The sequence below is a fragment of the Sphingobium sp. DN12 genome (assembly GCF_051058005.1).
GTDB classification, from domain to species: Bacteria; Pseudomonadota; Alphaproteobacteria; order Sphingomonadales; family Sphingomonadaceae; genus Sphingobium; species Sphingobium yanoikuyae.
Genome location: NZ_CP173717.1, coordinates 2843038 through 2854913, shown reverse-complemented (window position 1 = coordinate 2854913; position 11876 = coordinate 2843038). Strand labels below are relative to the sequence as shown.

The 11876-nt window shown below is 66.7% G+C and carries 12 protein-coding genes; 7 read left to right on the top strand and 5 right to left on the bottom strand.

What is annotated here, in order from left to right:
* Positions 1-298 precede the first annotated feature (298 nt).
* Positions 299-2350: an FUSC family protein gene (locus ACI6S0_RS13585; protein ID WP_434403345.1), complete on the top strand. Its 2052-nt coding sequence runs from the start codon at positions 299-301 to the stop codon at positions 2348-2350.
* Here ACI6S0_RS13585 and ACI6S0_RS13580 read toward each other — a convergent pair.
* Positions 2310-3539 carry a phospholipase D-like domain-containing protein gene (locus tag ACI6S0_RS13580; RefSeq protein WP_434403344.1) on the bottom strand — a complete coding sequence of 410 codons (1230 nt, stop codon included), beginning with the start codon at positions 3537-3539 and terminating at the stop codon, positions 2310-2312. The two genes, ACI6S0_RS13585 and ACI6S0_RS13580, sit on opposite strands and share 41 nt — an antisense overlap.
* Before the next feature lie 87 nt (positions 3540-3626).
* Between ACI6S0_RS13580 and rpoZ the strand changes: the two genes are divergently transcribed.
* The gene (rpoZ, locus tag ACI6S0_RS13575; protein ID WP_004208279.1) at positions 3627-3971 is read left to right on the top strand and encodes a DNA-directed RNA polymerase subunit omega; all 345 of its coding nucleotides are present in this window, start codon (positions 3627-3629) and stop codon (positions 3969-3971) included.
* A gap of 91 nt (positions 3972-4062) precedes the next feature.
* Here the strand turns inward: rpoZ and ACI6S0_RS13570 are convergent, their stop codons facing one another.
* A complete protein-coding gene (locus tag ACI6S0_RS13570; protein WP_434403343.1) occupies positions 4063-5139 on the bottom strand; it encodes a biotin carboxylase in 1077 nt (358 codons plus the stop codon).
* A complete protein-coding gene (ung, locus tag ACI6S0_RS13565) occupies positions 5136-5828 on the bottom strand; it encodes a uracil-DNA glycosylase (RefSeq protein WP_434403342.1) in 693 nt (230 codons plus the stop codon). Before ung ends, ACI6S0_RS13570 begins: the two co-directional genes overlap by 4 nt.
* 96 nt (positions 5829-5924) lie before the next feature.
* On the opposite strand from ung, the gene bla reads away from it, so the two are divergent.
* From bla to ACI6S0_RS13550, 3 genes are read left to right on the top strand one after another with little or no spacing between them, the layout of a single operon-like run.
* Positions 5925-6992 (top strand): class A beta-lactamase, encoded by a 1068-nt coding sequence (bla, locus tag ACI6S0_RS13560; RefSeq protein WP_010338315.1) that lies wholly within the window; start codon positions 5925-5927, stop codon positions 6990-6992.
* A gap of 31 nt (positions 6993-7023) precedes the next feature.
* Positions 7024-7389, top strand: coding sequence for an Mpo1-like protein (locus ACI6S0_RS13555; RefSeq protein ID WP_434403341.1), 366 nt, complete (start codon positions 7024-7026; stop codon positions 7387-7389).
* Positions 7390-7442: 53 nt separating this feature from the next.
* Entirely contained in the window at positions 7443-8513 is a 1071-nt protein-coding gene (locus ACI6S0_RS13550) for a GNAT family N-acetyltransferase (RefSeq protein ID WP_434403340.1), read from the top strand.
* On the opposite strand, the gene ACI6S0_RS13545 is transcribed toward ACI6S0_RS13550, so the two are convergent.
* Together ACI6S0_RS13545 and ACI6S0_RS13540 are read right to left on the bottom strand one after the other, a co-directional pair.
* Positions 8491-9363, bottom strand: a complete 873-nt coding sequence (locus ACI6S0_RS13545) for a transcriptional regulator (RefSeq protein ID WP_434403339.1) — start codon at positions 9361-9363, stop codon at positions 8491-8493. The genes ACI6S0_RS13550 and ACI6S0_RS13545 overlap by 23 nt on opposite strands.
* Entirely contained in the window at positions 9360-10496 is a 1137-nt protein-coding gene (locus ACI6S0_RS13540) for a GNAT family N-acetyltransferase (RefSeq protein WP_434403338.1), read from the bottom strand. The genes ACI6S0_RS13545 and ACI6S0_RS13540 overlap by 4 nt, the downstream gene beginning before the upstream one ends.
* A gap of 172 nt (positions 10497-10668) precedes the next feature.
* Between ACI6S0_RS13540 and ACI6S0_RS13535 the strand changes: the two genes are divergently transcribed.
* Together ACI6S0_RS13535 and ACI6S0_RS13530 are read left to right on the top strand one after the other, a co-directional pair.
* Positions 10669-11667 carry an NAD-dependent epimerase/dehydratase family protein gene (locus ACI6S0_RS13535; protein WP_279731111.1) on the top strand — a complete coding sequence of 333 codons (999 nt, stop codon included), beginning with the start codon at positions 10669-10671 and terminating at the stop codon, positions 11665-11667.
* The gene (locus ACI6S0_RS13530) at positions 11657-11815 is read left to right on the top strand and encodes a hypothetical protein (protein ID WP_434403337.1); all 159 of its coding nucleotides are present in this window, start codon (positions 11657-11659) and stop codon (positions 11813-11815) included. The genes ACI6S0_RS13535 and ACI6S0_RS13530 overlap by 11 nt, the downstream gene beginning before the upstream one ends.
* Positions 11816-11876 lie beyond the last annotated feature (61 nt).

The window sequence follows — 11876 nt, the reverse complement described above, 5'->3', positions numbered from 1 at the left end:
CTGGGCGGCGCGACTGTGCAGAAAGCCGGGGGCGGCGGCAAGGGGATGATTGATACCCGCTGGCCCGGTTTGGTTGTGCATATCATGCACAATGACTGTGCCTTGGGCTCATATTGTTTCGCCACATGGACAGGCGCATAGAGGGCTTGCCTGAAGCTCCAGCAATGCGCGCCCGATCCGGCGTGGCGGGCCGACGCGTCCGGCTTTCATTCTCCCGACCGGCGTCGCCGCCCTGCCTGGCCCCGCCCGATGATGCTGGATGTGCCGCGTGACGCCTGCCCTGCCTCAAGCGCGCTGGATGGCCGATCGCTACGGCGGCCATGACGCGCTGTTCACGCTCAAGGCCTTTCTCGCGGCGATGCTGGCCTATTATATCGCGCTGCGGATCGGGCTGGACCGGCCCTATTGGGCGATCATCACCGCCTATATCGTCGCCCAGCCGCTCGCCGGCGCGGTGTCGTCCAAGGCGATGTTCCGCCTGCTCGGCACCGTCATCGGCGCGGGTGTGGCGATCCTGCTGGTGCCATTGCTCGGCAATGCCCCCGAACTTCTCTCGCTCGCACTGGCGCTGTGGCTTGGCCTCTGTACCTTCGTCGCGCTGCTCGACCGGACGCCGCGCGCCTACACCTTCCTGCTGGCGGGCTATACCGCCGGGATCGTCGCCTTCCCGGCGGTCGAGGCGCAGGCGACGATCTTCACCGCCGCCAGCCTGCGGGCCCAGGAAATCGGCATCGGCATCGCCTCGGCCACGCTGGTCCACAGCCTCGTCTTCCCGCGCACCGTGTCGGCTCGCCTCCAGGCGCGGATCGATGCGATCATGATCGACGCCGAACGCTGGTCGCGCGATTCCCTGCGGGTCGACCATGGCGATGCGGTCGTGACGCGCGACCGCCGGCAATTGGCGACCGACATCCACGAACTGCACCAGCTTGCCACCCATTTGCCGTTCGAAAGCAGCGCGCTGCGGCTGAAGGCCGGGGTGCTGCGCGCGCTGGAGACGCAGCTTTGCCTGCTGCTGCCGCTGGCCAGCGCGGTCGAGGATCGCTGTCGCCAGTTGCAGCGGGCCGATGCCTTGCCGCCGGCAGTCCATGCCCTGCTGGACGATGTCGTCGCCTGGCTGGGCGCGCCGGACGGGGAGGGCGGGGCGGCCGAAGCACTGCGCGCCCGCGCTCGCGCCTGCGAACCCGATTGCCGCTTGCCCTTCGCCTGGCACGCGGCATTGCAGCTCAGCATGCTCGACCGGCTGGCCGAACTGGTCGCCGTCCATGCCATCTGCCGCGAGTTGCAGGCGGCGATGGGCGCCGATCGCATCCCCCTGTCACCGCCCGCGCGGGAAGCGATCCGCAACGCCCGCCGCCGCGTCCTGCACCGCGATTATGGCCTGGCGCTGCGCGGCGCGCTGGCGACCAGCCTCACCGTGCTGATCGGCTGCCTGCTCTGGATATTGTCGGCCTGGCCGGCCGGGGCAGGGGCGGTCGTCATCGCCAGCATCATCTGCGCCCTGTTCAGCAATATGGATGATCCCGCGCCTGCTGCCTGGAAAGTGTGGCAGGGCACTTGCTGCGCGGTGCTGGTGGCCGCGCCCTATGCCTTTGCCATCCTGCCGCGCGTGTCCGACTTCCCGGTGCTGGTCGCGGTGCTGGCGCCGGCCTTCCTGCTGGTCGGCGCGATGATGGTGCGGCGGCGGCTGGCGGCGATGGCGATCGGCATGATCCTCTCGCTGCCCGGCCTGATGGGCCTCGATGGCTATTATACCGGGCAGTTCGACAGTTTCGCCAATGCCGCCATTGCCCAGATGCTGGGCGCCTTGCTCGCGGTCTGGGCGCTCAAGATGGTTCGCACCGTGGGCGCCGAACAATCCGCGCTGCGCCTGCTCCGGGCGGGCTGGCGCGATCTTGCCCTGCGCACCGATCCGCGCCAGCAGCCCGACACGGTCAAATGGATCAACACCATGCTCGACCGTATCGGCCTGTTGACCCCGCGCCTTGCCGAGCTGGGCAGCGACACCACCGCGCCCTTGCTCGATATCCTGCGCGACACGCGCGTGGGCATGTCGCTCGACGATCTCCACCGCTTCCGGGTGCGCGCCCATGCCCGCGACGACCGGCTGCTCGACGTCGTGCTGGGGCGGGTGCGCCAGCATTTCGATCGGCTTGGCGCCAGGGGGCAGGGCGATCCCGATCCTGCGCTGGTGCGGGCCATCGACACGGCGCTCGCCACCATCGGCCGGAACGGCGCGGTTGATGATCGGCGGCTGGCGCTGCTGGCGCTCACCAGCCTGCGCCGCAACATCGCGCCCGACGTTCCGCTCAGTCCGCGTCGGGATCGCGAAAATTCAGCCGCCGCGTGACGGTATAGTCCAGCACGCCGACCAGCAGATAGCTGATCCACTGCTTGATCAGCGTCAGGCCGGTGCGGCTGGCGCGATAGGTCTCCAGCGAAATCTGCCGGCTCTCGCCCGTCCGCTGGGTGATGAAGCTGCGCATCGCCTCGGCAAAGCCGGCATCCTCCACTCGCAGCATCAACTCCAGGTTGAGGAACAGGCTGCGCATGTCGAAATTGGCCGATCCGATATAGACCGCATCGTCGATCACGATCAGCTTCATGTGCAGCTTGCAGGGCTGATATTCATATATCTCGACCCCGCGCCGCAGCAGCGGGCCATAGAGCAGCCGTGCCGCCGCGATCGTCGCGCCATTGTCCGACAGGGCCGGCAGGATCAGGCGCGCGCCCTTGCGCCGGGCGGCGCGGGCTATCCGCTTCATCATGCCCCGGCCGGGCGAGAAATAGGCTTCGACCATGTCCAGCCGCTGCGCCCGGTCCATGTCATGCTTTACCACCTGCGCCCAGGGGCTCAGCCGCCGTGTCGGTCCGCCGATCAGCCAGCGGAACGGATCGGCCGGATCATGATGCAGCGATGGGTGCCAGTGCCGCACCATCGCGCGCAGCGTGCGGAACCTTTGCCCCTTGCTCGTGACCCAGCGCCATAGCTGGCCATACCAGCGCGCCATCGCCTCGGCCTGCGGCCCTTCCAGCAGCAGCCCCAGGTCGCGCCAGCAATCGTCGGCGGGAATGCCGAAATAGCCATCCTCGACATTGAAGCCGCCGATCATCAGCCTTTTGTCGTCGGCCAGGGCGATCTTCTGATGGTTGCGGATCAGATAGCGGGTCGACCGGCGCGTCCCGAACCGGGCGAAATGGCCACCCGCCGCGATCAGCGGGGCGAACAGGCTGTCGGGCGTATCGGACGATCCGAAGCCGTCGATCATCAGCGTCACCGCCACGCCGCGTGCCCGCGCCGCCACCAGCCGCTCGCAGATCAACCGGCCGCTGCCATCGTCGGCGAAGATATAATAATAGAGTTTCAGGCTCGTGCGCGCACCGTCGATCAGTCTGACCAGCGCATCGCGCAGCGCCGCGCCTTCTTCGATGACGGTCAGTCGGTTGCCGTTCAGCGTGACGCTGATCGGGCTGGTCGGGGCTTCCTGTTGTCGCGACGCCATGGCCCCTTCATGCGCCGCTTTGCCGCGGCGCGCCATGGCTTTATGGGCTTTTCATTGACTCGACAGGCCGCCACTGCTAGGCGCCAAGTTCAAGATTCCCTATTGATTTTTCAGGAGGCCCGATTGGCCCGCGTCACCGTCGAAGATTGCGTCGACAAGGTTACCAACCGTTTCGATCTCGTCCTGCTCGCCGCCCAGCGCGCGCGTGAAATTTCCGGTGGCGCCGAGCTGACGCTTGAGCGTGACCGCGACAAGAATCCGGTCGTCGCCCTGCGCGAAATCGCCGAGGAAACCATTCTGCCCGCTGACCTGCATGATTCGGTCGTTGCGTCGCTGCAGAAGGTCCAGATTGACGACGACGATACGCCCGATGAAATCGGTTCGATCGCCCAGTCGGCGGAGGCCCTGCGCCTGACCGCTGCGGCTCCGCCGCGCAACCAGAATATCGGCGGCGATTACGACGGCTGATTTTTCCACTTTCCGGTTTGGAGAGGGAAGGGGTCCGGCCCGCGCAAGCGGGACCGGGCCTCAATGATTCTGGGCACTGGATTTAGGGGCGTTATTTCCAGGCCGTCGCCAGCATCGCGTCGAGCATGTCGGCATAGGACCAGCCATCGGCCCGCGCAGCGATCGCCGACAGGCAATCCTGGTCTGCGCGGCCCGGCCGGCCCGCACCGGTCATGTTCGGTTTCATGTTAAGGTCGAACAGCTTGAACTGGCCGCTGGCATCGGCGCGGCAGTCGATGCGGATCACTGCGCGCGATTCCACCAGCTCCGCCGCCTTCACACAGGCATCCAGCATCGCCAGCACCGGGGCTTCCTCCATCCGTTCCGGGCTGATCGCGACGCTGTTCTGCGTCACCGCGACATCGCCATTATAGGGGGCGACACCGTCCTTCTGGTCGAAGCGCAGCACCGGGCGCAGCGCGAAATGGCGGTCGCCCCTTTCGCCTGACGGGCGCGGCGCGGTGGGCGGCAGGACGGTGATGGTCATTTCCTCGCCGTCCAGAAATTCCTCGACCATAAGCAGCGTGCCGAACTTGCCCTCGTCGATCAGGCTGCGGGCCGCGGCGTTCAGCGCATCACCATCGCGCACCAGCGTCACGCCCTGGCTGCCCCGGCCACGCACGGGCTTCACGATCAGCGGGAAGGGAATGGCCAGATCGTTCAGAACTTGCCCGACATCGGCCAGCGCATGCACGCCTTCGCTCGGCCGATCAGCCAGCAAAAAGCCGCGCGCCACCGGCAAGCCGGCCTGTTCCAGCATCCGGTTGGTGGCGAACTTGTCGTCATATTTCTGCGTGGCGGCCGGGGTCTGGCCGACGATCGCGACCTGGCCCATCACGGCCTCGATCGGATGCCCCTCGAACAGCACGCTATTGGCCCAGATCGTGTCGGCGCCTGCCGCGATCGCGGCTGCTATGCCGTCGGCCGTGTCGGGGAATACCCATTGCATCGCCTGCGCCGGATCGGGCGCGGGCACCGGCGTTACCACCGTGCGGCCCAGGCCCTTCAATGCAAAGCCGATATCGGCCCCACCGTCGGAATAGCCGCCGGGCTTGGCATCCTTGCGCAGCCCGTCGATCACCGGTGGCGGCAGCGCCTGATAGAGCAGGGCGACGGCTGGCCCGCTCATGCCACCGGCTCCGGCAGGCGCCAGTCGATCGCGCCGCGCCCCTTGGCCTCCAGAAAGGCATTGGCCTGCGAGAAATGGCGGCATCCCAGAAAGCCGTTATGCGCCGACAATGGCGAAGGATGGGCAGCCTTCAGCACCAGATGGCGCCCGGAATCGACGAAGCCGGCCTTGCGCTGGGCATAGGCGCCCCACAGCAGGAACACGACCGGCTCCTCCTTCTGCGCCACCAGCCGGACGATCGCGTCGGTGAACGTCTCCCAGCCCTTGCCCTGGTGCGACGCGGCCCGGCCCATTTCGACCGTCAGCACGCTGTTGAGCAACAGCACGCCCTGCCGCGCCCAATGCTCCAGAAAGCCGTGCCGCGCGCGCGGCAGGCCAAGGTCGCTTTCCAGCTCCTTGTAGATATTGACCAGAGAAGGGGGCGTCCGCACGCCGGGCTGCACCGAAAAGCACAGGCCATGCGCCTGGCCCTCGCCATGATAGGGGTCTTGTCCCAGCACCACCACCTTCACCTGGTCCAGCGGCGTCAGGTCTAGCGCGCGGAAATATTCATTCCCCTTGGGGAAGATGCGCTTGCCCGCCGTCTTTTCCGCTTCGATGAACTGTTTCAGGCCCTGCATATGGGGGCTGGCGAACTGGTCGCGCAGCGGCGCGCGCCAGCTTTCGTGCAGCTTGATGGTGTCGTTCATGGCCGGCGTGATGAACCCCCGGCATGTCTGCGTCAACCGCGGGAAAAGCCGATCAAATATCTTGCCACCCGACCCATGATGGGCGACAGACGGGCCATGCCGTCTCTCCGTCAAATTGGCGCCAGCTGCGCCGCCCTTGGCCTGTTCTTTGCGCCCTTGCCGAGCGCCGATGCCTTCGGTCCGCCGCCCCGGCCACAGGTGCTGCTGACGGCGGAGGCGCATCTTCTGGCCGAGTTTGACCGCTTCGCCGCTTTGTCGGACGGCACGGTCGGCGTCGCGGTGCAGGATCTGCAGACCGGTGAGATTCAGTCGCGCAATGGCGACACGCTCTTCCCCATGGCCAGCGCCTACAAGGTCGCGGTCGCGGGCCGTATCCTCTCGCTGGTCGATGCTGGCAGCCTGAAGCTCGACGACCGGCTCGCCCTCGATCCCGCGCTGGCGAGCGAGGGCGGCATCGCCTGGATGTTCTCGCGCCCCGGCGCGACCCTGCCGGTCAGCCAGTTGCTCGACCTGATGCTGACGCGCAGCGACAATAATGCGACCGACGTGCTGGTCGCCCGCGCCGGCGGGCCAAAGGCGGTCAGCGATTTCGTCGCCGGCCTCGGCATCCATGGCCTGCGCGTCGACAGCGATACCGCGCATCTTCTCTACCGCGCCATGGGCATCAATCCCCAGTCCGGCACCTTCCAGCAGAATGCCGGCGCCGCCCGCCGCGCCGATCCGATGATCCAGCGGCGTGACGTGCGCGACCTGCCGAACATGGACTTCATGCTCGATCCGCGCGACACGGCGACGCCGCTGGCGATGAACCAGCTGCTGGTCGCCTATGAATCGGGCAAGGCATTGAAGCCGGAAAGCACGCAACTGCTCTTCACCATCATGGGCCATTGCCAGACCGGCAAACTGCGCCTGTCGGGCATGTTGCCGCCCGGCACCCCGGTCGCGCACAAGACCGGGTCGCTCAACGGCGTCGGCAATGATGTCGGCATCATCGGCCTGCCCGATGGCCGCCGCTTCGCCATCACCGTCTTCGTGATGAAGGACAGCCGGGGTCATGTCTCGCGCGACCAGATCATGGCCCAGGCCGCCCGCGCGGCCTATGATTATTTCCTCTTTGCGCCCAAGCGGCGCGTGGCGCTTAACAAGTTGAACGTCCACGTATAAAAGATGGGGCATAACAGAGAGGATGCCCCTTATGACCCAGATCACCCGGTTCCGGGACTTCTGGCCCTATTATCTGCAGGAACATGCCCGGCCCGCGACGCGCGCCATGCATTATGCCGGGACCAGCCTGGTGGTCGGCATCGCGGCCACTGCGGCCATTACGGGTCGATGGTGGCTGGCCGCTGGGCTGCCGGTCGCCGGCTATGGCTTCGCCTGGGTCAGCCATATGCTGATCGAGCGCAATCGCCCCGCCACCTTCCGCTATCCGCTCTGGTCGCTGCGCGCCGATTTCGTGATGCTTCAGCGCTTCCTGACCGGCCATATGCGCCGCGATCTGGCCCGTGCCGGCATCCGCGCCGACGGCACGGTCGATCCGCAGCGTCGCATTCGAGGGTGATCCACAGCACACCCGCTTGATTCCCGCCGCCGCTCTGTCACAAGAGAAGCGCGATGGGGCTCACCGCGACATTCTCCCTGCCGACCGACCGGTCGGCGCTGGCCGCCCGCTGGCAGGCGCTGGAGGCGCGCAGCGATGCGTCCTTCTTCCTGCGCTGGAGCTGGGTGGGCGCCTGGCTCGACAGCTATGGCGTCCGGGCCGAACTGCTCGCCGTCACCGATGAAAGCGGACAGGATGTCGCGCTGGCGCTGGTCGGCCATGCGATGCGCCCGCGCCTGCTCGGCCCGGTGGCGACGCTCAGCCTCAACCAGTCGGGCGACCCGGCGATCGACCGGCCCTATGTCGAATATAATGGCCTGCTCGCCGCGCGCGGGCAGGAGGTGGCGGCCGTCGCTGCGGCGATCGACGCCATCGCCCGGCGCCGTGACTGGCGTGTGTTGCGGCTGAGCGGCATCGCCCCGGATTCGCCGCTGCTTGGCCTGCCGTCCCGGCGGAAATTGCGGGTCGATGCCTCGCCCGTCTACCAGGTCGATCTCGATGCCGTGCGCGCCGCCGACGGCGACTATCTTTCGCTGCTCAGCAGCAATACGCGCAGCCAGATTCGCCGCGCGATGAAGGATCATGGCGGGCCGTTGCCCGATGTCGCCGTCGGCACGCTGGATGACATCGCCCCCTGGCTGGACGAGATGGCGGCGCTCAACATGGGGCGCCATGTCGACAATGCCTGGGACGATCAGGGGTTTCGCCAGTTCGTCGCGACCATCGCGGCGCGGGGCCTGCCCTCGGGCGCGGTCGAACTGCTGCGCTTTGCCGATGCCGGCGGCGCGGTCGGCCTGCTGGTCAATTTCGTGCAGGACGGGCAGGCGATGAACTATCAGTCCGCCTTTGCCCAGCCGCGCACCGCCAAGGACAAGCCGGGCCTGCTCTGTCACGCCGCTGCCGTCGGCCATTATGCCGCGCAGGATTTCCGGCTCTATTCGCTGCTCGCCGGCAAGGATCGCTACAAGCAGAGCCTCTCCACGCGCGAGGAAGCGCTGGAATGGTGGCATGTCGAGCGTTTCAGTCCCCGGCTGGAGGCCGAGGCGCTGGCGCGCAGGATCCTTAAACGCCCAGCTTCCGCATGACCCGATAGACGAAGCGGCGAATGCCCTGTTGCTCGGGGCGTTCGCTCACCGCGCCGGTCGGCAGGCCGCGCTTGCGCAGCAGGGCGTTGAAACTGTGCAGTTCGCCTTCTGCCACGCTGCGGTCGGACCGCCAGGTGATCGACAGGCTGATCGACACGGCCGGGCCATTTTCCACGAAATGCGGCGCCTTGACCGGCACGTGCACGGCCTCGCCGGGGCTGAGCGGGAAGGGGGTGCCACGCGCCTTGAACCCGTCCTGCCAGATCAGGTTGCGATGGCCGCCATTGTGAAATTCCTCGCTCTTGCGCGCCGGCACCAGTTCCTCGTCGCGCGCCGGGAACACAGTCATCATCTTGGTCCCCATGATCTGCAGCAGGATATTATGCTCCGGGTCCATGTGGAACGGGGTGACGCTGCCGGGGGAGGTCAGGAAGATGAACGCCTCGCGGTGCAGCATCGGTCCGGTGCTGCGCGCGACGATCGGCTCCAGCTCCGCCAGCGCCGCGTCCAGCAACGCGCCATAGGCCGGGTCGCGCTCGACATTCTTCAGCACCGCCCAGCTGCCATTGCTCTCGATCGTGCGGATCGTCTCGCCCAGGCTCAGCCCGTTGGACGGCGTATCCTCCGGCCGCACGCCCAGCGGCAGCTTGCCCAGATTATATTCGACCGCGCTCGCCGGCATCCGCTCGGCCAGCGTCGCGAGCGCATCCAGCGTCAGCAACTCATGCCCGACCAGTTGATGCGTCAGCTTGGTTGGCTGGTCGGGATAGGCGGCGGCAAAGGCGGCGCGCGCGCTGTCCGAAAAATGCGGCGCGTCGGTGGCGGGCGCCATCGGGCTATGCACGGTCATTCCTGTCCTTTCATGCGGCTGGCGATCCGTTCGACCCCGCCGGCCAATGCAAAGGCCGCTGCCCGGCGCAGGCGCGTCGCGCCCTTGCCCTGCAGGGCGATACGATATTGCACGATGCTGCGGCGTTCGGCCCACAGGCTGTCGATCATCGGATGATCGGCGGCGGCGCAACTGTCCATCCAGCCGATCGCCGGATCATCCTGCACCGCGTGCAGATTGGCGATCTCGATCAGTACGCCGGGTGAAAAGCGGCCCATCTCCTCGTCAAAGGCGATCTTGAACGAGAAGGCGCCGTCGCCATGGCGGAAATTGACCAGCATCGCGATCGCCCGGCCATCCAGGTCGATGCGCAGGAAATGCAGCCGACCCGTAGCAAAGGCGGCGGCGCAGGCGGCGCGGAAGAAGGCGATGTCATCCGGCCTGCTCGCCAGTGCGCTGCCCTCGCGGCCCTTCCACCCGGACGCCTCCAGCGCCAGGAAGTCGCCACACCAGCGCGGCAGGTCGGCGCCATCGTCCAACAATCGCTGCTCGACCGACCCCAGTTCCGCCAGTCGCTTCTGCAGGCGGCGGATTTCCTTGCGCTTCTTGGCGCGGACATGGGTTTCCCAATAGGCGTCGGCCGACAGGTCGGATCGCAGCATCGCCCGGTCATGGCGATGCACCTCGCGCCGGCCGCGCCCTTGTTCGACGCACAGTGCTTCCAGCGCGGCGGCATTGGCGCCGGCCGCGTCCAGCGCGCGCAGGTGCAGGAAATGCGGCGCCCATTCGGCCGCGTCCAACTGCGCCAGCAGGCTGCGCCACGCCGCCATCTCCTGGCCCCGCCGGATCAGCGGCGCGCCGAAGAAGCAATGGTCGTGCATCCAATTGGCGACGCAGCCGATCGGCAAGCGGCCATGGCGCGCCTGCACCGTCACCGGCAACAGGCCGATCAGTTCGCCATCCGCCTGCGCCTCGATCAAACGCACGTCACCACTGCCGGCCAGATGGTCGATCGCCGCTGCCAGCAGGTCGGGCGCGTAGAAGGCATTGGGTTCGGCCGCACCCTCCGCCAGCGCCGCCCAGCGCGCGCGCGGGTCCGTCAGCGCCAGGCTGTCGGATGCAAAGGGGGGAGATGGGTACGCTGCCATGTCCATCGCCTCGCCTTAGCCGGGAAAGATTAGGGAATGCCTAAGTATTCCGCCGCATGGAAGCCTGTATCGAACGGCTTATGAGGGAAAGGGCTTTACATCGCGCGTCGGATTGTCTGTGAACCGCCATGGCTCTGGCGGCGACGCGCCTGTCGGCCCGATCAAGGAGGATGACGCTTTGACGATCCTGGTAACCGGCGCGGCCGGCTTCATCGGCATGGCGGTGGCCGACCGGCTGTTGGCCGATGGGCGCGCCGTGATCGGCATCGACAATCTCAACGACTATTATCAGGTCTCGCTCAAGCGCGACCGGATCGCGGCGCTCGAACAGCGCCATGGCAAGCTGTTCACCTTCGCCGAGCTGGACTTTGCCGACATGCCCGCGCTTCAGGCGCTGCTCGCCGATCATCCGATCGAGGCGATCGTCCATCTCGGCGCCCAGGCCGGCGTGCGCTATTCGCTGATCAATCCCCATGCCTATGTCCGCTCCAACCTTGCCGGCCATGTGAACATGCTCGAACTGGCGCGGGAACGGCGGGTGCGTCATCTGGTCTACGCCTCCTCCTCATCCGTCTATGGCGGCAATGAGAGCTTGCCCTTCCGCGTGGAGGATCGCACCGATCATCCGGTCTCCCTCTATGCCGCGACCAAGCGGGCCGACGAGCTGATGAGCGAGACCTATGCCCATCTGTTCCGCGTGCCGATGACGGGACTGCGCTTCTTCACCGTCTATGGTCCCTGGGGCCGGCCCGACATGGCGATGTGGATCTTCACCCAGAAGATCCTCGCCGGCGAACCGATCCCGGTCTTCAACCATGGCCGGATGCAGCGCGACTTCACCTATATCGACGACATTGTCGCCGGGGTGATCGGCTGCCTTGATTCCCCGCCGGGCGACGACGGCGCGCTCAAGGCGGGCGGCAGCCGGGCGCCGCATCGGCTCTACAATATCGGCAATAACCGGCCCGAGGAGCTGATGCACCTGATCGCCGTGCTGGAGGAGGCTGTGGGGCGCAAGGCGCAGCTGGACTTCCAGCCGATGCAGCCGGGCGACGTGCCGGCGACCTTCGCCGACATCAGTGCGATTGCCCAGGATATCGGCTTTGCGCCCACCACCGGGATCGAGTCGGGCGTACCCCGATTCGTCAGCTGGTATCGCGACTATCATGGCCGATGACTATTTCGGCATGTGTCGAAAGGCGGAAAAGTTCCTCGGCTTGTCTCTAATTTTGGGCGTTTCATCGGAAATTTTCGGGAAATTCGCCCGGCGCGCAATGCTGCGAGCCTTTTTTGCACTTGCGAAACGCATTGCCATAAGTGCCTGAAACGGCGTAGACAGTTGCCGGGTGCTGATTGCAAAATCGGCTTGGGGTCGCGGAACAAGGG